Genomic DNA, 19,658 nt, shown 5'->3' with positions numbered 1-19,658 from the left:
CCATGGAGGATTTGAGCAAGATAAGAAACTTCTGCATAATAGCACATGTAGACCACGGAAAAAGCACACTTGCGGACAGACTCCTTGAATACACGGGGACTATTACGGAAAGGGAGAAAAGGGAACAACTCCTTGATACCCTTGACGTTGAGAGGGAGAGGGGAATAACGGTTAAGATGCAAGCGGTCAGAATGTTTTACAAGGCGAAAGACGGAAATACCTACAAACTTCACCTCATAGACACACCCGGTCACGTAGACTTTTCTTACGAGGTTTCCCGTGCCCTTGCCGCGTGTGAGGGAGCCCTCCTCCTTATAGACGCATCACAAGGTATAGAGGCTCAGACAGTTGCTAACTTCTGGAAAGCTGTTGAACAGGATCTAACCATAATTCCCGTTATAAACAAGATAGACCTTCCCTCCGCAGACGTAGATAGGGTTAAAAAACAGATTGAGGAGGTTCTCGGACTTGACCCGGAGGAGGCAATTCTCGCCTCTGCAAAGGAGGGAATAGGTATAGAGGACATCCTTGAGGCTATAGTTAACAGAATACCCCCTCCTAAAGGAGACCCCGAAAAACCCCTTAAGGCCATAATCTTTGACTCCTATTATGACCCTTACAGGGGGGCGGTCGCGTTTGTGAGGATATTTGACGGTGAGGTAAAGCCCGGAGATGAAATAATGCTCATGTCAACGGAAAGAACCTACGAAGTTACAGAGGTGGGAGCTCAAACCCCGAAGATGACGAAGTTTGAGAAGCTTTCGGCGGGAGACGTCGGATATATAGCGGCCTCAATAAAGGACGTCAGGGATATAAGGATAGGTGATACCATAACTCACGCCAAAAAGCCGACCGAGAAACCCGTTCCCGGATTTCAGCCCGCGAAACCTATGGTTTACGCAGGAATATACCCTGCTGAGGACACAACCTACGAAGAACTTAGGGATGCCCTTGAAAAGTATGCTATAAACGATGCTGCCATAGTTTACGAGCCCGAAAGCTCCCCGGCACTCGGTATGGGATTTCGTGTAGGCTTCCTCGGACTTCTCCATATGGAGATAGTTCAGGAAAGACTTGAAAGGGAATACGGAGTGAAAATAATAACGACGGCTCCAAACGTCATATACAGGGTAAAGAAAAAATTCACCGATGAGGTTATAGAGGTAAGAAATCCGATGGATTTTCCGGACAACGCGGGACTCATAGAATACGTGGAGGAACCCTACGTTCTTGTTACGATAATAACGCCGAAGGATTACGTAGGACCGATAATACAGCTCTGTCAGGAAAAGAGAGGTATTCAGAAAAATATGAGCTATCTTGATCCTAATACCGTTTACCTTGAGTATGAGATGCCCCTATCCGAGATAATAGTTGACTTCCACGATAAGATAAAGTCCATCTCAAGGGGATACGCTTCTTACGACTACGAGTTTATCGGATACAAACCCTCAGAACTTATAAAACTTACCGTTCTCATAAACAAAAAGCCCGTTGATGCCCTCTCTTTCATAGTTCACAAAGACAGGGCACAAAAGTTTGCGAGAAGGGTAGCGGAAAAGCTGAAAGAAACTATCCCGAGGCAGCTCTTTGAGGTTCACATACAGGTTGCGAAGGGCGGTAAGGTGATAGCTTCCGAAAGGATTAAGCCCCTCAGGGCTAACGTAACAGCTAAGTGTTACGGGGGAGACGTTACGAGAAAGAAAAAACTACTTGAAAACCAGAAGGAAGGTAAGAAGAGAATGAAGCAGTTTGGTAAGGTTCAGCTCCCTCAGGAGGCATTCTTAAGCGTCCTTAAGGTTGAATAACTCCTTTGCTTTAACCATTTTCGTTATAAACTCGTTTACCGGTGTCTCCACCCCGCATTTTCTTCCCAGCGTAACTATGGCACCGTTTAGAGCGTCTATCTCCGTTTTCCCCCTTTTTATATCTTCAAGCATTGAAGGGTAGTGCTCCGCGGTGGGAGGAACTAATTTTTCATAAAAAACTTTTTTATACTCTTCATCGCTCTTCCAGAATGTAGGAATATTACAGGCCTTAATAACCTCAAATATTTCTTCTATCACCTTGTCCATAAGTTCCCTGGTGTAGGGGTTTTCTGCAAGCTTTCCGTAATTTACTTCAAATAGAGCGCCCAGGGGATTAAGAGCACTGTTATAAATTACCTTATCTACGAGGTATTTATAAACATCCCGCTCATACCTCGTAGGGATTCCCGCTTTGGTGAAAATCTTTGTAAGCCTTTTTAAAAACTCCTCGTTTATCTTTCCCGAAGGGTCCCCTATTACTACGTCATCCGCCGATACGGTAATCCTTATATGCCCGGGGCTTATAACTTTTGATCCGAATATAATCCTTGAGAGTATGACTTTTGCCTCACCGAAGAGCTCAACCGCTTTCTCGTAATTCCCATATCCGTTCTGGGCAATCATCACATAATTATTCTCATTAACGAGGGGCTTAACACTTTTCAGGGCGCTTTCCGTATCGTAGGACTTTACTGAGATAATAACTACATCGGGAGTAAAGGGAACTTCTTGAACACTTTTATAGGTTTTTACCGGAACCTCAAACTCTCCCCATATACCATCTACCTTTATACGGTTTATGGGATTCCTTCTCACAAGACCTGCAGCTTCATATCCCGCCCTGGTCAGAAAAGCGAGGTAAGCGCTACCTATAGCACCTACACCTACGATTAAAAACTTCATATCACCAGACGAAAACGCAGTCAGCTTCTTTTATGAGGTTTTCTATCTCTTCGGAACTCATCACGTTCACGTTTTCTATAGCCAGCTGGTTTTTAGTTATACCCCTGTCGTGAAGGGATTCCTCCTCGGCAACAAGGGTTAGATTTATAAAATCCAGGGTTTCCCAGAACTTCTCAAGACTTTCTATACCGAGCTTTTCGGGCTCCCACTTCGTTAAAAAGTAAACCCCGTCCCTTATGCATACGAAATAAGTTTCGTTGTTTATCCCCGTTGCGGTTGCAACCCTCATTGCCTCGTGTGACTTCCAGGAGAAGGGGTCACCCTTGAGTATGTGAACAACTTTCTTCATTTCTATTAATTAAAGCACAGAACCTTATCAAAATCTTTGAGCATTCTTGACATATTGTAAGTTGAACTGCTTTCGGCCCACTTAGGTGTTTCCTTTACGCCCCTCTGATTAGCGGAGTGGCTACAAAAGAGAATCCTCGCACCGAAGTTTTTTAGCTCTTCTGCATCAGGTCTGAGGAGGTAGTAAACCCCGTTTCCCGAAAGGAATATAACAACCTCGTGTCCCCTCTCACACAGCTTTTTCGTGAGATTCCTCACCGTGTTGTAGTCCTTAGCGTAAGGAACACTTGTTATGAATATAAGAACTCTCATTTTACCTTCCTTATTATTATCTCCCAGAGGCTTTCACCTATCTGGTTTACCTCAATAACTTCCTGACCCTCTTCTCTCATGCTTTTGGGAACACTTTCCGCGGAAGGGGGATAATCAACAATCACCCTGAGAATCTGACCGGGTTCCATCGTTTCAAGGGCGAGTTTACTCTTTACAAAGGTAAAGGGGCACACCTCACCCCTTATATCAAGTTCCTTATCGTACTTCTTGTCCATAAAACTTAAATTTACAACTCCTTAGGTAAAATAATCAATTATGAAAGTTCCCTACACGTGGCTATCCGAATTCGTAGAGCTTGACGGAATAACACCCGAAGAAATAGCGGAACAGCTTTCCCTGAGAAGTGTTGAAGCAACCGTTGAAACATTCGGTATAGATATAGACGGCGTGGTTTTCGGTAAAGTCGTTGAAGTTAAAGAACATCCTCAAGACAAAAGGCTAAACCTTTTGAAGGTGCAGGTCCAGGAACACCTTTTCGTTGACGTTGTTACTGCCGACAAAAGTGTAAAAAGGGGGGACGGAGTCTTAGTAGCTCTTCCGAACGCTAAGGTAGGAAATGTATGTGTAACCGAAAGAAAGTTCGGAGACGTGATTTCTAAGGGAATGCTTTTATCTGCACAGGAGCTCGGTCTTGAGGAAAAAAGCGAGGGTGTTCTAAAGATTAACGGAGAGTTTAAGCCCGGAACGGATGCTAGGGAAATCTTGGGCTTCGGAGAAAAGATAATAGAGATAGATATAACCCCCAACAGGGGGGATATGCTCTCGGTAAGGGGTGTGGCGAGGGATATAAGCGCTATATTCGGACTTAAGAAAAAAGAAGAAAAGCAAGAGAACTTTTCGGAAACGGGGGAAATCTCAATAGAGATAAGGGACGAGGATTGTAAGAGATACAGGGGCGTTGTAGTTGAGGGTGTAAAGGTCGGGGACTCTCCCATAGAAATAAAGAAGAGACTGTGGCAGTGCGGGATAAAGGTTATAAACAACGTGGTTGATATAACAAACTACGTGATGCTAAGAGACGGCCAACCCCTTCACGCCTTTGACCTTTCAAAGATTGAAGGCGGTATAGTGGTAAGAAGTGCCCACAAAGGGGAAAAAATTATAACCCTTGACGGAGAGGAGAAAGAGCTTGATGAGAACATACTCGTAATAGCGGACAAGGAAAAGCCCCTCGCTGTTGCGGGGGTAATAGGTGGGCTTGAAAGCGGTATAAGTGATAAAACGGAGAGCATACTACTTGAGAGTGCTTACTTTAACCCCTACAGGGTAAGGAAGGCATCAAAGAAGCTCGGTATAAACACGGAAAGTTCCTACAGGTTTGAGAGGAACGTTGATATAGAAAGGGTAGATAAAGCTCAGGATTACGCGGTATCTCTAATTTTAAAGTATGCAGGAGGAAAGCTCGTAGCCGTTAGAGACCTTTATCCCGAGAAATACGAGCCCAAGAAGGTGTTCCTTCCCCAAGGGAAGTATATAAGGTATGCGGGAGAGCCTTACAAAAACGAAGAGGTGAGCAGGATACTGACCGCCCTTGAGATACCTCACGAGATTATGCGGTGCGGTGTAGAAGTTTACGTTCCTTCCCACAGGAACTTTGACATAAGTAGGGACGTAGACATCATAGAGGAGATAATGAGGATAAAGGGATACGAGAGCTACAGCTCCGAAGTGCTTAAGCTCCCTTCCTTCTCAAAGGAGCCTGAAGACTACGAGGAAAAGGTGAGGGTTTACCTGAGGGATAGGGGATTTCACGAGGTTATAAACTTCTCCTTTGAGGACGGAAAGCTTTACAACCTCCTCGGTCTTCCTCTGCCCGAGGTTGAGGTAATAAACCCGCTAAACCCAACCCAGAGGTATATGAGGAACACTATTACAACCTCTCTCCTGAAAACCGCTGTTCACAACGATAGGAACTACAACTATGACCAGGCAATCTTTGAGCTCGGGAAAGTTTTCAACAAAGAAGGGGAAGAAACAAGGCTCGGAATACTCGTAAAAGGTAAAAAGAAAAGAACCCTCAAGGAAGAGTTATGGACTCCCTATGAGTTTAGTGAAGTCATTTACGGAATTTTTAACCTTCTCGGTGTAACTCCCGTTATTGAAAGAGAAGAAGAAAGGTTCTTACACCCTTACATCTCCGCTTCTCTCTTCGTTGATGATGAAAGGGTTGGATTTTTCGGAAAACTTCATCCCGAGATAACGAAAGCCCTTGAGCTCAGAGGGGACGTATTCATAGGGGAGATAAGACTTGAAAAAGTCTTAAGTAAAGTAAGGAAACCTTTATACAGAAAGGTATCAAAGTTCCCGCCTGTTGTAAGGGATATAGCCCTTATAATGGACAAAGAGTTTAATGTGAATAAATTATTAATTGACATTAAGTCGCAACTGGGAGAACTACTGGAAGAGGTTAGGGTTTTTGACGTTTATACGGGCGAAAAGGTAGGGGAAGGCAAGAAGAGTGTTGCGGTAAGACTCGTCATGAGGAGTGCGGAAAGGAGTTTGAATGACGACGAGGTCAACGAGCTGGTAAGGAGACTTGTTGAAGAGCTTGATAGAAGGTATGGTATAAAGCTCAGAACTTAGGGTCTGCCCTGTTCGTGGCACGGAAGCTGTCATTGGGGCCTACACCGTGGGTTATAGGGAAGTCTTCTTCGGGAGCTCCTTAGGGACTCCCGAGGGACTACCCACCTAAGAGTCTTGAGGCCCGCGGCACTTCCCGTGCTACGGCAGGGTGGATTCCACGCTTGCCTTCCCCTCCTGGAAACAGGAGGCGGAAGAGTTGCTAAAGGAGAGCTTAAGAAAGAGAATTTTACATAAACGTATAGCGTTATCCGAGGAAGAAAAACGTCTACTTTCAGAAAAGATAGCGAAGAATCTCAGCTCTCTTCCTGAGTATGAGAAAGCAAAGTCCGTTCTCTTATACTGCCCCGTAAAGGGAGAGCCGGACCTTACATCTCTCTTTCCGGAGCTAATAGAAAGAAATGCCTTAATTCTCCCTAAGGTAAAGGGAAGGGAGCTTGAACTGTACAGAGTAGAAAACCTTTCTTGTCTCAGTGAAGGGAGCTTCGGCATACCCGAACCAACCGAAGGGGAAAAGGTATCCCCCAAAGATGTTGAACTTTTTGTAGTTCCAGGGGTTGTATTTGATAAGGAGGGATACAGACTCGGCTTCGGAAAAGGTTATTACGATAGACTTCTTGAAGGTATAAGTTCCCCTAAAGTTGGTGTGGCTTACTCTTTCCAAGTTGTTGATAGACTTCCCAGGGACCCTTGGGATGTTCCCGTTGATATTATCGTCACAGAAAAAAACATAAGGAGGTTAAAAGATGGAGTTAATTAGTATCCTTTTGGTAATCGTTGCTGTGGTAATAGGTGTGTATCTCGGTAAAAACGTTTTAGGCGGAAGAAGTGAACCTGTACCCGTTTACGTTCCACAGCCTGACCTCAAGGAAGCCAAGGAAAAGGCGGAAAGTATACTAAAAGAGGCTAAAGAGAAGGCGGAAAAGTTGGTAAGCGACGCAAAGGAAGAGGCAAAAAAGATAATAGAGGAGGCGGAAGAGAGGGCGGAAAAGCTCCTGAAGGAAGCAAAAGAAGAGATAGAAAGGCTAAAAGAAGAGGTTGAGAGGAGAAAGAGGGAACTAAAGGAAAGGGAAGAAAGCATACAGGCTAAGGAGAGACACCTTGACAGGAGATGGGAAAGCATAGAAAGAAGAGAAGAGGAGCTTCTTCACAGGGAAAGGGAGTTAAAAGAGCTTGAAAAAAGCCTTGATAACTTTAGGGAGGAACTAAGGGAAAAGGAAGAGGAGCTCAGAAAGGAAAGGGAAGAGATAGAAGAACTTAAGAAGAAAGAGCTTGAAGAGCTTCAAAGGATAGCCCAGCTAACGATAGAGGAAGCAAGACAGGAAATCCTAAGGAAAGTTGAGGAAGAAGCCAGAAAAGACGCTATAAAGCTTATGAAGGCTATAGAGGAGGAAGCTAAGAGAAAAGCGGAGTTTGAAGCTAAAAAGGTTATAGCAACCGCTGTTCAGAGACTTTCCCCTCAGATAGCGATTAACTACACCACTACGACGGTTGAGCTTCCGAGCAACGAGTTTAAGGGAAGGATAATAGGAAGAGAAGGAAGAAATATAAGAACCTTTGAGATTCTCACGGGCGTTGACCTAATAATAGACGATACACCCGATATAGTCACCATATCCTCCTTTGACCCCCTAAGGCGTGAGATAGCGAAGGAAGCTCTACAAAGACTCATAGCGGACGGTAGAATACACCCCGCAAGAATTGAGGAAGTTGTTGATGAGGTAAAAAGGGAGTTTGATGAGAAGATAAGGAAGCTCGGTGAGGAAACCGTTTACGAACTTGAACTTCACGACATAAATCCGGGACTTTACTACTACATAGGTAAGCTCTACTACAGGACAAGCTACTCTCAGAACGTTTTACTCCACTCAAAGGAAGTTGCCTACATAGCGGGTCTGATGGCTGAGGAGCTCGGGCTTGATGCGAAACTTGCAAGAAGAGCGGGACTGCTCCACGACATAGGTAAAGCTATATCCCACGAACTCGGAGGTTCTCACACAGACATAGGTGTTGAACTCGCAAGGAAATACGGAGAACCCGATGCGGTTATAAACGCCATAAGGGCACACCACGACGAGGAACCCGTAAGGTATCCCGAGGTTGCCCTTGTTTGTGCTGCGGATGCACTATCCGCTGCAAGGCCGGGAGCAAGAAGGGAAACCCTTGAGGCTTACATAAGGAGGCTTGAAAAACTTGAGGAGATAGTTAAATCCTTTAAAGGCGTTGCTAACGCTTATGCGGTTCAGGCGGGGAGAGAAGTAAGGGTTATAGTGAACCCCGAAGAGATTTCCGATGAAGAAGCCTACTTACTCTCTAAGGAGATAGCAAGAAAAATAGAGGAAGAACTTGACTTTCCCGGGCAGATAAAGGTCGTAGTAATAAGGGAGACGAGGCATGTTGAGTATGCCAAGTAATTCCCTTTCCCTCTTTTATACCTTTATTAAAAGAATTAATTGAAGTATAAAGCCTTTTGATAGAAATTCTTAAATCTGATGACTACGCAGATTAAGGATTATTACGAGATTCTTGGGGTAAGCAAGGACGCAACGAAGGAGGAGATAAAGAAAGCTTACAGGAAACTCGTTAGGATATACCACCCCGATATAAACCCCGACCCCAAAGCTGCGGAAAAGTTTAAGGAGATTAACGAAGCGTATCACGTTCTTGTTGACGACGAGAGACGTTCCGAGTATGACGCAATACTGAGCAGGAACGACGTTAGTAAGTTTAGGGATTTTCTGGAGTACATCCAGGAGTTTGTCGAGAGCATAATACAGGGAGAAAGGGGAAAGAAGAGAAGACCCAGAAAAGGACAGGACATAAAGATGAAGCTTCCCCTTACCCTTGAAGAGGCGGGTCTCGGTTGTGAGAAGGAGATTACTTACAACAGATGGGCGGACTGTCCCGATTGCGAAGGAATGGGTGTGAGGGGAGAGGCTGAAACTGTTGTGTGTCACGCCTGTAACGGTGAAGGAAGAAGGGTAAGCGGCATTTTTAACTTCCCTAGACCCTGCTCCGTTTGTAGAGGGAAAGGTTTCATAATAAAGAACCCTTGTCCAACGTGCTACGGAAGAGGTAGGGTATCGGTTCAGCACAGGATAAAGATAACAGTTCCTCCCGGAACTGAAGAAGGAGAGGTTTTAAAAGTTCCCGAAAAGGGACACCTCGGTTATTTCGGAGGAAAGCCCGGGGATTTATACCTGAAGGTTGTCCTGAAGGAACACCCGATATTCAAGAAAGTGGGAAAGGACCTACACATGGAAAAGGTGATAAGCTACCCTATTGCAGTTCTCGGAGGAACGGTAAAGATTCCTACTCTGGAGGGAAAGGAGGAGGAGGTATTCATACAGCCCGGAACCGAGTGCGGTGCGACGAAAACTATCCCCGGAAAGGGATACCCTTACAACGGCGGAAGGGGAGACTTAATAATCCACATAAGGATAGGTGTTCCTAAAAACATATCAAAGAAAGAAAGAAAGTTAATAGAAAAGTTGGCAGAACTTATGGGAGAAGAAGGTGTATACAGGGAAGAGGGATTTATGGACAAGATAAAAGGTCTATTAAAGAAGGATTAGCTCTTCGGCCTTTTCTGCTTCCCTTTCCTTGTTAAACCTCGGGGAGAAAAAGGTTATAGCAACGTTTTCATTCTCCCTTAAGGCTTCTTTCACAGCTTCCTTATCCTTATAACTCTTTATCAGGGTTCTCCAGGAAAAGAAATGGTGAATATGGTGAAAATCGGAGTTTGCAACAATCCTGCAACCTGCAAGGTTTACTGAGTTGAATAAATCAAACTGGTTGGCAACCTCCCAAACATCAAAAAGCTCCTTAAAAGTATCCATGTTATCGTAAAGGTGTTTTGATAGGTGTTCCCTATCACTGTTTTTCTTTTCCGGGTGTGCAGCTATACTTATGCCTCCCTTTTCCCTTACCAGTTCGGTTATAGCTTCAACACTCATAAAGGGGTCAATATAATCCTCAACGTCAAGGACAACAATATGGTATTTATCGGTGTTATTCGTTACCTCAAACCCGGGAATAAGTATCATTCCGTACTCCTTCCACGCCCTCTTTGTCTCTTCTTTAAGGAGTTTTATGTAATCCGAGAAGTTCTCATAAGTTATTGAAGGAACTTTAGTTCCCCTCTCCCTTAAGCGTTGCAGGTATTTCCTATCAAAGATGTGGTCTGTTATAGCGATAACGTCAAATCCCGCCTCCCCGTAGAGCTCAACAACCTCCCTCAAAGAAAGACTTCCATCGCTCATATTCGTATGAATGTGAAAATCACAAAGGAGCCATTTCTCCATCTCACACCTCCTGTAAAAATCTTTAGGAGCCCAGTGTTAAGCTTTTATTAACCGGAAAATTAACAAAAAATTAACATATCTCCGGATAATTCTCAAAAAATTCGGATGGAGGTAATAAAATGCGCAAGACCGCACTAATTTTGGCAAGCATCCCGGCACTTACTTTAGCTTCCGAGGACGCCATCGGAGATTTACTCAAAAAACTTGAAGAAAAAGGCGTTTTAACCCATGAAGAGGTGAAAGAAATTAAGAAAAAGTCTAAAAATCACCCTCATTTAAAGATTAAGATAAGACTACAACCGAGAATTGACGTAGGAGACATATACAAGGAAAATAAAAATTATAAAACAAAAAGTGATTTTTATCTGAGAAGGGTGAGACTTGAAGTTTCAAGGACATGGAAGAAGATACCTTTCGGTAAGAAGCTAAAGCTCAACTTCACCCTTGAGTCGGATAAAGCGGACAGGCACTACGACTTTAAGAAGGGAAAGAAATCCTACCATGCCCCTGCGGTTGGACTTAAGTATGCCTATGCTGACTGGGTAATAAGGGACGAGTTCGCAATAAGGTTCGGTATAAAGAAGCTCCCATACTCAAGGGTATCCCTCACATCTTCCTCAAGACAGCTTCTCATAGAAAGACCATTTTCAACAGAGGATGCTAAAAAGTGGCTCGGTGAATACGATAACAACCACATACTTTTCCACGGAAAGATAATGAAAGGAGTTGTAAGGTATATGCTTGCCATAGGGGACGGGGGTTCAATAGAAGATGAGAATAAAACCGGAGGAGATGAGGTTAAAGCCGATACAAAACTCGGAAACCTTTACGCGATAAGGCTTGAGTTCTCACCTCCCGGTTTTGTAGAGAAGAAAAAGGATGACACGGGTATAGGGGAAAAGAATAAGGGGAATGTTATAAGCCTCGGTGTTTCCTATGCAAAGAACTCTAACTTTGACGTTACAAAAGGCTCAAATACTTACAAGGACGAGGAAGCTACTGTCTGGGGTGCGGACGCATTTGTCAGGTTCACGGTAGGCCCGGGTGTTCTTACCGCTCAGGCGGAATACGTTCATATGGAGTATGACAAGCTTGATATGAAGGAGAAAGGCTTTTATATCCAAGGTGGTTATCTCTTTGATTTAGGTAACTTCGGAAAGCTTGAACCCGCTTTCAGATATGAACACGTCAAGTATGACTATAAGGACAGGGATAAGGATATATACACTTTAGGTTTTAACCACTATATTAAATCTCATAAGGTAAAATGGAGTTATAACGCTGTTTTAATAGATAACGAGAAGGAAGATGACCAGGTTGTTCATCAGATACAGGCTCAGTTCTACTTCTGACCCCTGCGGGGAGCCGGAGGGCTGGGGCGGTTCTCCCTTTTTCCTTTTTTAAAATTAAAATAAACTTACTATGGAACTTCAGCTTCTCTTAATTCTCATAATAGCTTTTATCCTTTTAGGTCCCGAGGGTATGTTAAACGTTGCTACAAAACTTGGTGAGCTCGCAAGACAGGCCAGAGAACTCATAGACCAAATAAAGATGGAAGCTTATGTTCAAGAGCTTAACAAGAAGATAATGGAAGAAGAAAAAGAGCTAAAAGAAGAGGAACCTCCTGAAGATATAGCAGAGGAGCTAAAAGAAGAGCTTGAAGATGTTTACGAAGAGGAAAAAATAAAGGAAAATGAAAAAGATGAGCGAAAGGGAAAAACTTCCGGAGATGCCTCTAACGGAGCATCTGAGGGAGCTAAGGTATAGGTTAATAGTTTCAATAATTGCATTTCTTATAGGTTCAGGAGTTTCTTTCTACTTTGCAAAGAACGTTTTTGAAGTTTTAAAAAGGCCTGTAATAGAGAGCTACCCCGACGTTGAGCTGATAACCCTTTCTCCGACGGAACCGCTCTTTATTCTCATAAAGATATCACTCGCGGTGGGCTTCATCCTCGCCTCTCCCGTGATACTCTACCAGATGTGGCGATTCATAGAACCCGCTTTGTATTCCCATGAAAAGCGTATGTTTATACCTTTACTTCTGGGTTCAATAATACTTTTTATACTGGGCTCTCTGTTTGCTTACTTCATAGTCCTTCCGTTGGCCCTTAAATTTCTTTTGGGACTTGGTTTTTCCCAGCTTCTCGCAACACCTTACCTTTCCGTTGATATGTATGTTAGCTTCGTTCTGAAAATGGTATTGGCCTTCGGGATAGCCTTTCAAATGCCCATAGTCTTATACGTTTTACAGAAGGCGAGAATAGTAACTCCCGAACAACTCTCAAGGTTTAGGAAATACTTTATAGTTATAGCTTTCTTCATAGGTGCTATCATTGCACCTGACGTTTCAACACAGGTTCTTATGGCTATTCCCCTTATTCTCCTTTACGAGGTCTCCGTTCTCCTCGGGAAAATGGCAAAGAGAAAGGGAAAGGAAATTGCAAAGGCTTAGGACCTGTTAAGCTTTATAAACAGCTCGTAAACGATATCAACGGGAATACTGACTGCCTCGTTTAACTGCTCCTTACTTAATGTCTCAAGTTCCCTGAAGAAGTGGTAAAGCTCAAATAACTCCGCTATCGTGCAGTATAAGTCCTTCTCACACTCCCTTAGTTCCTCAACCGCTTCTTCTTTTTGTTCGGTTCTTAGGCTTTCCGCCATCTCTTCGCATCTTTTTATCTCTTCAAGGACCTCAAGTATATACTTTTCCATCTTCTCTTTGTAGTCTTCTACAGTTTCCTGAAGGACATCTTCAACGTTTAACCCCTGACTCAGCTGTTTGTATAACTCCTTAAGTTTGTAGTGTTCCTCAACTTTAGTCATACATTTATCAAGGATTTCCTTTATAGGTTTCTTTGCCATTTCACACCTCCCTCAATTTTGAATATAAGGTTCAAAACTCCCTTAACCACTCTTCGGGGACGCCGAAGTTATCCCTTACTTGTCCCTCTCCGAGTATTACGAACTTAGGTATCGTGAGTTCCTCAAGGGCCATAGGACCCCTTGCGTGGATTTTATCCGTTGATATTCCCATCTCTGCACCCAGGCCGAACTCGTTTCCGTCCGTAAAGCGGGTAGAGGCGTTAACGTAAACCGCTGCGGAGTCAACTTCTCTCAGGAACTTCATCGCCTTGGTGTAATTTTCGGTTATTATCGCATCCGAGTGTTTTGAGCCGTATTTCTCAATAAAGGCTATAGCCTCTTCAATATCCTCAACAACCTTAACCGCAAGTATGAGGTCTAAAAACTCCTCGTAGTAATCCTCTTCGGTTGCAAGTTTTGCGTTTATAAAGGAGAGCCTCGGGTCACTCTTTATAACCTTAAGGCTTTCCTCGTCACATCTAAGTTCAACACCCGCCTTTCCTAGGTAGTAAGCCATTCTGGGGAAAAACTCCCTAAGTATCTTTCTGTTTATTACGAGGTTTTCAACCGCATTACACACGGAAGGTCTCTGAACCTTTGCGTTGTAAACTATGTGATAGGCTTTGTTCAGGTCTGCCTCGTCGTCAACGTATATATTACATACACCTTTATAATGCTTTATTACGGGAACCTTAGCGTGTTCAACGACAGCCTTTATTAAGCTCTCACCTCCCCTCGGGATTGCTACGTCTATCTTTCCTTCCATTTTAAGGAGTTCCCACACAATCTCCCTTTCAGTTCTGTCTATGAACTGAACCGCTTCCTCGGGGAATCCCGTTTCCCTACACGCCTCCCTTATCAGGTTAACGAGAGCTCTGTTTGAGTTTACGGCCTCCTTTCCTCCCCTCAGGATAACCGCATTTGAGGATTTCATACAGAGGGAACTCGCCTCTATTGTTACATTGGGTCTGGACTCGTAAACGATGAAGATAACCCCGAGGGGAACCCTCATCCTTCCCACCTTAAGGCCGTTGGGAAGGTTCCACATCTTTATTACTTCACCCACAGGGTCGGGGAGATTCGCAACGTCCTTCAGAACCTTTATCATTCCGTCAATTCTCTTATCGTTCAGAACTAGCCTGTCTATAACCGCCGGCTTGAGACCCATTTCCTTTGCTTTTTGGATATCCTTCTCGTTCTCTTCTTTTATGTAATCTCTGTTTTTATCTATGAGCTCTGCTATTTTCAAAAGCGTTTCGTTCTTAACTTCCGTCTTAAGGGAGGAGAGTTCTCTTAAAACACTTCTCGCTCTTTCTACCTTTTCCTGAGCGTAGCTAAGAAGTTCCTGAGAAATCATAAAATTAAATTATATCGGTATGGAAAAAAAGTTCCTTGAAAACCTTATAAAACTCGGAAGAGTTCCCGGCGGTCTGCTCTTTTACGGAAAAGAGGGAAGCGGGAAAACCTACACGGCCTTTGAATTTGCAAAGGGGGTTTTATGCCTCAAAGGAGAAGCTTGGGGATGTAACGAGTGCCCTTCCTGCAGGTACGTAAACGAGATAAAAGATAAGTTCTTTAAAGGGGAAACAGAGGAGCTAAAGGTTTATGAAGAGAAAGAAGGAAAAAAACAGTTCGTATATCTGATGGGAGAACATCCCGACTTCATAGTTGTAGTTCCTCACGGAAACTACATAAAGATAGACCAAATAAGGAAGGTAAAAGAGTTCGCCTACATAAGGCCGGCCCTCAGCAGAAGAAAGGTAATACTAATAGACGATGCTCACACTATGACGAACCAATCTGCAAATGCTTTACTCAAAGTCCTTGAAGAGCCTCCGGCGGATACGAGTTTTATCCTCACAACCTCAAGAAGGTCTGCGATACTTCCCACTATCCTTTCAAGAACCTTTCAGGTTGAGTTTAAAGGTTTTACAAAAGAGGAAGTTATGAAAATAGCCGGCGTTGACGAAGAGATAGCCGAACTTTCCGGGGGAAGTCTGAAAAAGGCAATCTTACTTAAAGAAAGAAGGGATCTAATAGAGAAGGTAAGAAAGTTCCTTGAAAATGACCCCTACGAAGTTTATAAGGTGGCTACGGAGTTTGATAACTGGGAAACGGAGGAACAAAAGCTCTTTTTAGATATTCTTGAAAACTATCTTATGAAGGAACCCAAAGAGGAAACTACAACCTTATTTGATAAGATAAGGCTGATGAAGGAAAGCCTACCGAGGGGTATAAACGGAACTCTCTGGCTTGTTGATATTTCCGCAAGTATCCTATCCTGATTGCTTAGAGTTTTATTCTGTTTTAACTTAATCCTTAGGAGGTCTGAAGGTGGAATACTTGAAAATTAGATACATAGATACAAACAAGATAGGAACGCTTGTAGGGGTTAAAGAACCCCTGAAAAAGAAGCAAAAAGTTGTTATAGAGGACCCTGAGAAGGGTGAAGATATTGTTGAAGTTCTGGGATACTCAAAAGAGCCTCCCAAGAACGACCTCACACCCAATTTTATAAGGGTCGCAACGAGAAAAGACATCGCCCAGTTTGAGAGGAACCTAAAGGAAAGTGAGAAGGCTTACGAGATATGCAAGGAGAAGATAAAGGAGCACAAACTTGATATGCACCTCCTCAAGGCTTACATACCTCTCAACAGGAAGAAGGTTTTCTTTTACTACATAGCGGAACAGAGGGTGGACTTCAGAGCTCTCGTTAGGGACCTTGCGAAGATATTCAAAAGAAGAATAGAGATGAGACAAATAGGTGTGAGAGATGCTGTTCAGATGAAGGGGTGGGTGGGGAGATGTATGAGGGAGACGTGCTGTTCAAGGTTCATGGAAAGTTTTGAGTCCATATCCCTCAGGGACATAACGGAGCAAAATCTACCCCTTTCTCCTTCTAAGTTCACAGGTCCTTGCGGAAGGCTTGTATGCTGTATGGCATTCGAGAGGGAAAACTACCTCGTTAAGTTCCTACTTCCCGAAGTTGGAACCAAGCTATGTTTCAACAAGCAAGAGGTGATTCTAAGAGAAGTTGACCCAATTAGGGAGCTCGTCGTAATTGAGTATGAAGATAGCGGGAAGAAGATAGAGCTCGGTATAAGGGACATACTTCCGAAGGGATACGAGAGGGTGCTTGAGCATTGTAGAGCTTGCGGAAGCTGTTGCAGGAGAGGTGTATACGAAGAGGCAACGGAACATGAGATTATCGGAAGTTCTGCGGAGTGAACTGAACACACTTTTCTTATTTGAGCTTGAAGATGGATACACCGTTGAGTCCGTGTTTTACAGAGGAGATACCCTGTGTGTATCAACTCAAGTTGGATGTGGTATAAGGTGTCCCTTCTGTGCCTCCGGAAGGAACGGTCTTATAAGAAATCTAACGGCGGAAGAGATTTTCGGTCAGTATGAGTTCCTTAAAGAAAGCTTCCCAATACGAAAAATAGCGGTAGCGGGAATAGGTGAACCCCTTATGAACTGGAAGAACGTAAAGGAAGCTTTCATCAAGTTCAAGAAGGAAGGTCTTAAAGTTTCCTTCTACACAACGGGATTTCCTACGAAGCACCTGAAAGAGCTCCTTCACCTTCCCCATTCGGGACTCACGATTTCCCTTCACGCGACCGACGAAAAGCTCAGGAAACTATTAATTCCCCACGGAGGAAACCTAAAGGAGTTAATAAAGACCTTGAGAAAAGAACTTCCTAAACTTTCAAAGAAGAAGAGGAATAAGGTGAGTCTCGCATATCTGCTTTTGAAGGATGTAAACGATTCAGAGTATGATCTGAGAGAACTTGCAAGGATTGCGAAAGAGCTGGGTGTAGGCATAACGCTTCTTTACTATAACAAAACCTTTAACGAGTTTAAGCCTGTATCTCCGGAGGAATACGAGAAAGCCTTTTTACTTCTCAGGTCTTACGGAATACGGGTTACCCTCTCAACGAGGTTCAGAAGGGATAAACTGGGAGGGTGCGGAACCCTCGTTGTTAACAGAAACGTTAAAGTGTAATAAGTTCAAGGTCTATCTCCGATAGGGGTTCTCCCACACCGTTCTTAACCGCAACTATGTTCTCAAGCCTTACCCCGAACTTGCCGGGTAGGTATATTCCGGGCTCTACTGTGAAAACAAGCCCCTCCTCTATGGGTGTTTTACTCTCTTCCCCCTTGTAGTAAACCCTCGGAAATTCGTGTATCTCTACACCGACGCCGTGTCCCGTTGAGTGGGTAAAGAACTGACCGTATCCCTTTCTCTCTATATAATCCCTCGCAGCTTTATCAACGTCCCCCACGGTATTACCCACCTTTGCCTTTTCAAGAGCCCTAAGGTGGGCATCCTTTACTATTTCGTAAACCTTTTTAAACTCATCATCCGGTTTTCCTATGTAAACGGTTCTCGTAAAGTCGGTGCAGTATCCTTCCCAGAGGAGACCCATATCTATAAGTAGAGGTGCATTTTCCCTTATTTTCCTCCTTGATGTCTCCCAGTGGGGTATTGCTGAGTGTTCCCCGCTCGCGACAATTGCGGGAAAGCTCTCTCCTTCACCTCCCAGCTCAAATATCTTTCCAACTATAAAACCCCTCACCTCAAGCTCACTCATACCGGGCTTCACAATCTCAAGGAGTTCCCTGTAAATCCTATCGCTTCTTTTCACCCCTTCCTTCATTATCTCTATTTCCTCTGATGTCTTTATAGCCCTAACTTTTTTCAGGAAACCAGAAAATCCCACCCATTTTATATACTTAGACTTAAGACTTCTCTTGAAGGTGCAGCTAACCCTGTCTTCTTCAAAACCCACGTATTTTATCTCTTTTTCCCTTAGAAACTTCTTTATGAACTTAAAGGGATTTCCTTTTATGAGGTGCACGTTCCAGTCTTTAAGTTCTTCCTTAGCTCTATCGTAATACCTCGCATCGGTAAGAAGGTGTTTCTCTTCGGGTGTGAGGATTACGTAAGCGTGAGTTGAACGAAAGCGGGAAAGGTAAAAAACGTTAGGTTGAGAGGAAAACATAAAGGCGTCAAGCTCTTTTTCCTTTATCAAATCCTGAACTTCTTTTACCTTCATCTCAGAACTCCACCACCTTGAGGATATGTTCCCAAAACTCCGGATAAGATACAGCTACACACTCCGGGTGGTCTATGATTAACTCATCGTCTATAACGAGCCCCGCAACGGCGAAAGCCATCGCTATCCTGTGGTCCTTGTATGTTTCAATTTTTGTGCCCTTTAACTTCTTTGTCCCTTCTATTATAAAGCCATCATCAAGCTCCTCAACCTTTGCACCCATCTTCTTAAGGTTGTTAACTATAGCCTTTATCCTATCGCTTTCCTTGTATCTTAGCTCCTTGGCTCCTCTCACTTCAGAAATACCTTCCGCGAAAGCCATAAGAACGGCAAGGATGGGAATCTCGTCTATCAGCGATGGAACCTCGTCAGGAGAAACTTTTACTCCCTTTAGGTTTTCTGCCGGTCTAACGAGAAGGTCTCCGACGGGTTCGTTTGAGAGTTCCCTGTAGTTTACAACTTCAAAGTTTCCCCCCATTTCCTTGAGCTTTCTGTAAAATCCGTCTCTCGTGGGGTTGAGCAGGACATCTTTTAGAAGTATCTCTCCCTCGGGGGCAAGGGTTGCTAACGCGGCAAAGTAAGCCGCAGAAGAAGGATCAGCCGGACAGTGAACTTCTGTTCCTTGGAGCTCCTGTCCTCCCCTCACCTTAACTATGTGTCCCCTTTCCTCCGGAACGGTTATAACTTCCGCGCCGAAGAGCCTAAGCATTCTTTCGGTGTGGTCTCTTGAGAGATATGGTTCAACAACCTCGGTAATTCCTTCGGCCCTTAGTCCTGCAAGAAGTAGGGAGCTCTTAACCTGAGCGGAAGAGCGTTTATTAAAGAAGGATATACCTTTTAAATTTCCTCCCCTTACAGATACGGGTAGTCTGTTTCCTTCCTCCCTTCCGTCAATCTTTGCCCCCATATCCCTTAATGGTTCAACAACCCTGAGCATCGGTCTATTTCTTAAGCTTTTATCTCCGGTAAGAACGCTAAAGAAAGACTGTGTTGATAAGACGCCGAGCATTATCCTCGCAGTTGTTCCCGAGTTCTTAGCATCAAGAACGTTTTCGGGCTCTCTGAAGAGGTAGTCCCTCCCCTTAATAAGAACTTCATTTTCCCTTTCTTCAACTTCCGTTCCGAGCATTTTCAGTATATCAAGGGTTGCCTTTGTATCTTCCGAGATTAGGGGATTTACTACCCTCGTCTCACCGATTGCGAGAGAACCAAGAATAAAAGCCCTGTGGGTTATAGACTTGTCCGAAGGAACTCGCAGTTCTCCTTTTACCCTTTTTATTTTTTCAACCTTTTTCATAGTTAAAAGTTTACTCAATGTAAAGCGAGAGATAGGGAATACCGAAACGTTTTCTAAGCTCGTCTTTTACAAGCTCCTTAAATAGCTCCTCGTCTTCCTCCTTTACATCTTTAAACTTATGAACAATCTTCCTCTTTTCTTCCCTATCAAGGTCTTCCCAGAG

20 protein-coding genes and 1 other RNA gene are annotated in these 19,658 nt (G+C 43.8%); 12 read left to right on the top strand and 9 right to left on the bottom strand.

Annotated features, from left to right (window positions below):
- The first annotated feature begins 2 nt into the window (after nt 1-2).
- Complete coding sequence (lepA, locus tag ACWB1W_RS00780; RefSeq protein ID WP_479369485.1) at nt 3-1,808, top strand: translation elongation factor 4; 1,806 nt, start codon at nt 3-5, stop codon at nt 1,806-1,808.
- Here the strand turns inward: lepA and ACWB1W_RS00775 are convergent.
- From ACWB1W_RS00775 to ACWB1W_RS00760, 4 genes are read right to left on the bottom strand one after another with little or no spacing between them, the layout of a single operon-like run.
- Entirely contained in the window at nt 1,785-2,711 is a 927-nt protein-coding gene (locus ACWB1W_RS00775) for a ketopantoate reductase family protein (RefSeq protein WP_479369484.1), read from the bottom strand. The genes lepA and ACWB1W_RS00775 overlap by 24 nt on opposite strands.
- Before the next feature lies 1 nt (nt 2,712).
- On the bottom strand, nt 2,713-3,060 hold the full coding sequence (locus ACWB1W_RS00770; RefSeq protein ID WP_479369483.1) for a DsrE family protein: 348 nt from the start codon (nt 3,058-3,060) through the stop codon (nt 2,713-2,715).
- 5 nt (nt 3,061-3,065) lie between these two features.
- A complete protein-coding gene (locus tag ACWB1W_RS00765; RefSeq protein ID WP_479369482.1) occupies nt 3,066-3,371 on the bottom strand; it encodes a DsrE family protein in 306 nt (101 codons plus the stop codon).
- Nucleotides 3,368-3,607, bottom strand: coding sequence for a sulfurtransferase TusA family protein (locus ACWB1W_RS00760; RefSeq protein WP_479369481.1), 240 nt, complete (start codon nt 3,605-3,607; stop codon nt 3,368-3,370). The genes ACWB1W_RS00765 and ACWB1W_RS00760 overlap by 4 nt, the downstream gene beginning before the upstream one ends.
- 40 nt (nt 3,608-3,647) lie before the next feature.
- Here ACWB1W_RS00760 and pheT point away from each other — a divergent pair, with 40 nt between their 5' ends.
- The 5 genes from pheT (at nt 3,648) to ACWB1W_RS00735 (ending at nt 9,547) form a co-directional block, all read left to right on the top strand.
- On the top strand, nt 3,648-5,975 hold the full coding sequence (gene pheT / locus ACWB1W_RS00755) for a phenylalanine--tRNA ligase subunit beta (RefSeq protein ID WP_479369480.1): 2,328 nt from the start codon (nt 3,648-3,650) through the stop codon (nt 5,973-5,975).
- Nucleotides 5,973-6,134: non-coding RNA, 6S RNA (gene ssrS, locus ACWB1W_RS00750), on the top strand. The genes pheT and ssrS overlap by 3 nt, the downstream gene beginning before the upstream one ends.
- Nucleotides 6,135-6,171: 37 nt before the next feature.
- Nucleotides 6,172-6,732, top strand: a complete 561-nt coding sequence (locus tag ACWB1W_RS00745) for a 5-formyltetrahydrofolate cyclo-ligase (protein ID WP_479369479.1) — start codon at nt 6,172-6,174, stop codon at nt 6,730-6,732.
- The gene (rny, locus tag ACWB1W_RS00740) at nt 6,719-8,386 is read left to right on the top strand and encodes a ribonuclease Y (protein ID WP_479369478.1); all 1,668 of its coding nucleotides are present in this window, start codon (nt 6,719-6,721) and stop codon (nt 8,384-8,386) included. Before ACWB1W_RS00745 ends, rny begins: the two co-directional genes overlap by 14 nt.
- A gap of 78 nt (nt 8,387-8,464) precedes the next feature.
- Entirely contained in the window at nt 8,465-9,547 is a 1,083-nt protein-coding gene (locus tag ACWB1W_RS00735) for a DnaJ C-terminal domain-containing protein (RefSeq protein ID WP_479369477.1), read from the top strand.
- Here the strand turns inward: ACWB1W_RS00735 and ACWB1W_RS00730 are convergent.
- Nucleotides 9,533-10,276 carry a PHP domain-containing protein gene (locus ACWB1W_RS00730; RefSeq protein WP_479369476.1) on the bottom strand — a complete coding sequence of 248 codons (744 nt, stop codon included), beginning with the start codon at nt 10,274-10,276 and terminating at the stop codon, nt 9,533-9,535. The two genes, ACWB1W_RS00735 and ACWB1W_RS00730, sit on opposite strands and share 15 nt — an antisense overlap.
- 119 nt (nt 10,277-10,395) lie before the next feature.
- On the opposite strand from ACWB1W_RS00730, the gene ACWB1W_RS00725 reads away from it, so the two are divergent.
- The 3 genes from ACWB1W_RS00725 (at nt 10,396) to tatC (ending at nt 12,728) form a co-directional block, all read left to right on the top strand.
- Complete coding sequence (locus ACWB1W_RS00725; RefSeq protein ID WP_479369475.1) at nt 10,396-11,628, top strand: porin; 1,233 nt, start codon at nt 10,396-10,398, stop codon at nt 11,626-11,628.
- 70 nt (nt 11,629-11,698) lie between these two features.
- The gene (locus ACWB1W_RS00720; RefSeq protein ID WP_479369474.1) at nt 11,699-12,043 is read left to right on the top strand and encodes a twin-arginine translocase TatA/TatE family subunit; all 345 of its coding nucleotides are present in this window, start codon (nt 11,699-11,701) and stop codon (nt 12,041-12,043) included.
- On the top strand, nt 12,006-12,728 hold the full coding sequence (gene tatC / locus ACWB1W_RS00715; RefSeq protein WP_479369495.1) for a twin-arginine translocase subunit TatC: 723 nt from the start codon (nt 12,006-12,008) through the stop codon (nt 12,726-12,728). Before ACWB1W_RS00720 ends, tatC begins: the two co-directional genes overlap by 38 nt.
- Here tatC and ACWB1W_RS00710 read toward each other — a convergent pair.
- Nucleotides 12,725-13,138: a hypothetical protein gene (locus ACWB1W_RS00710; RefSeq protein WP_479369473.1), complete on the bottom strand. Its 414-nt coding sequence runs from the start codon at nt 13,136-13,138 to the stop codon at nt 12,725-12,727. The genes tatC and ACWB1W_RS00710 overlap by 4 nt on opposite strands.
- Nucleotides 13,139-13,169: 31 nt before the next feature.
- Complete coding sequence (locus tag ACWB1W_RS00705; protein WP_479369472.1) at nt 13,170-14,495, bottom strand: glutamate-5-semialdehyde dehydrogenase; 1,326 nt, start codon at nt 14,493-14,495, stop codon at nt 13,170-13,172.
- A gap of 19 nt (nt 14,496-14,514) precedes the next feature.
- Between ACWB1W_RS00705 and ACWB1W_RS00700 the strand changes: the two genes are divergently transcribed.
- From ACWB1W_RS00700 to ACWB1W_RS00690, 3 genes are read left to right on the top strand one after another with little or no spacing between them, the layout of a single operon-like run.
- Nucleotides 14,515-15,423, top strand: a complete 909-nt coding sequence (locus ACWB1W_RS00700) for a DNA polymerase III subunit (protein ID WP_479369471.1) — start codon at nt 14,515-14,517, stop codon at nt 15,421-15,423.
- Nucleotides 15,424-15,472: 49 nt separating this feature from the next.
- Nucleotides 15,473-16,366 (top strand): PSP1 domain-containing protein, encoded by an 894-nt coding sequence (locus tag ACWB1W_RS00695; protein ID WP_479369470.1) that lies wholly within the window; start codon nt 15,473-15,475, stop codon nt 16,364-16,366.
- Nucleotides 16,338-17,144: a radical SAM protein gene (locus ACWB1W_RS00690; RefSeq protein ID WP_479369469.1), complete on the top strand. Its 807-nt coding sequence runs from the start codon at nt 16,338-16,340 to the stop codon at nt 17,142-17,144. The genes ACWB1W_RS00695 and ACWB1W_RS00690 overlap by 29 nt, the downstream gene beginning before the upstream one ends.
- Here ACWB1W_RS00690 and ACWB1W_RS00685 read toward each other — a convergent pair.
- Together ACWB1W_RS00685 and aroA are read right to left on the bottom strand one after the other, a co-directional pair.
- Nucleotides 17,134-18,198 (bottom strand): M24 family metallopeptidase, encoded by a 1,065-nt coding sequence (locus tag ACWB1W_RS00685; RefSeq protein WP_479369468.1) that lies wholly within the window; start codon nt 18,196-18,198, stop codon nt 17,134-17,136. The two genes, ACWB1W_RS00690 and ACWB1W_RS00685, sit on opposite strands and share 11 nt — an antisense overlap.
- 1 nt (nt 18,199) lies before the next feature.
- Nucleotides 18,200-19,495: a 3-phosphoshikimate 1-carboxyvinyltransferase gene (gene aroA, locus ACWB1W_RS00680; RefSeq protein WP_479369467.1), complete on the bottom strand. Its 1,296-nt coding sequence runs from the start codon at nt 19,493-19,495 to the stop codon at nt 18,200-18,202.
- Nucleotides 19,496-19,658 lie beyond the last annotated feature (163 nt).

The sequence above is a fragment of the Aquifex sp. genome, from assembly GCF_056494385.1.
The sequence above is the reverse complement of the archived record's forward strand: the minus strand, read 5'-3'. Positions and strand labels throughout refer to the sequence as shown.

Bases quoted from the DNA above. Each gene is read 5' to 3' on its own strand.
- lepA (WP_479369485.1), top strand. From the start codon at position 3: ATGGAGGATTTGAGCAAGATAAGAAACTTCTGCATAATAGCACATGTA.
- ACWB1W_RS00775 (WP_479369484.1), bottom strand. From the start codon at position 2,711: ATGAAGTTTTTAATCGTAGGTGTAGGTGCTATAGGTAGCGCTTACCTC.
- ACWB1W_RS00770 (WP_479369483.1), bottom strand. From the start codon at position 3,060: ATGAAGAAAGTTGTTCACATACTCAAGGGTGACCCCTTCTCCTGGAAG.
- ACWB1W_RS00765 (WP_479369482.1), bottom strand. From the start codon at position 3,371: ATGAGAGTTCTTATATTCATAACAAGTGTTCCTTACGCTAAGGACTAC.
- ACWB1W_RS00760 (WP_479369481.1), bottom strand. From the start codon at position 3,607: ATGGACAAGAAGTACGATAAGGAACTTGATATAAGGGGTGAGGTGTGC.
- pheT (WP_479369480.1), top strand. From the start codon at position 3,648: ATGAAAGTTCCCTACACGTGGCTATCCGAATTCGTAGAGCTTGACGGA.
- rny (WP_479369478.1), top strand. From the start codon at position 6,719: ATGGAGTTAATTAGTATCCTTTTGGTAATCGTTGCTGTGGTAATAGGT.
- ACWB1W_RS00735 (WP_479369477.1), top strand. From the start codon at position 8,465: ATGACTACGCAGATTAAGGATTATTACGAGATTCTTGGGGTAAGCAAG.
- ACWB1W_RS00730 (WP_479369476.1), bottom strand. From the start codon at position 10,276: ATGGAGAAATGGCTCCTTTGTGATTTTCACATTCATACGAATATGAGC.
- ACWB1W_RS00725 (WP_479369475.1), top strand. From the start codon at position 10,396: ATGCGCAAGACCGCACTAATTTTGGCAAGCATCCCGGCACTTACTTTA.
- ACWB1W_RS00720 (WP_479369474.1), top strand. From the start codon at position 11,699: ATGGAACTTCAGCTTCTCTTAATTCTCATAATAGCTTTTATCCTTTTA.
- tatC (WP_479369495.1), top strand. From the start codon at position 12,006: ATGCCTCTAACGGAGCATCTGAGGGAGCTAAGGTATAGGTTAATAGTT.
- ACWB1W_RS00710 (WP_479369473.1), bottom strand. From the start codon at position 13,138: ATGGCAAAGAAACCTATAAAGGAAATCCTTGATAAATGTATGACTAAA.
- ACWB1W_RS00705 (WP_479369472.1), bottom strand. From the start codon at position 14,495: ATGATTTCTCAGGAACTTCTTAGCTACGCTCAGGAAAAGGTAGAAAGA.
- ACWB1W_RS00700 (WP_479369471.1), top strand. From the start codon at position 14,515: ATGGAAAAAAAGTTCCTTGAAAACCTTATAAAACTCGGAAGAGTTCCC.
- ACWB1W_RS00690 (WP_479369469.1), top strand. From the start codon at position 16,338: ATGAGATTATCGGAAGTTCTGCGGAGTGAACTGAACACACTTTTCTTA.
- ACWB1W_RS00685 (WP_479369468.1), bottom strand. From the start codon at position 18,198: ATGAAGGTAAAAGAAGTTCAGGATTTGATAAAGGAAAAAGAGCTTGAC.
- aroA (WP_479369467.1), bottom strand. From the start codon at position 19,495: ATGAAAAAGGTTGAAAAAATAAAAAGGGTAAAAGGAGAACTGCGAGTT.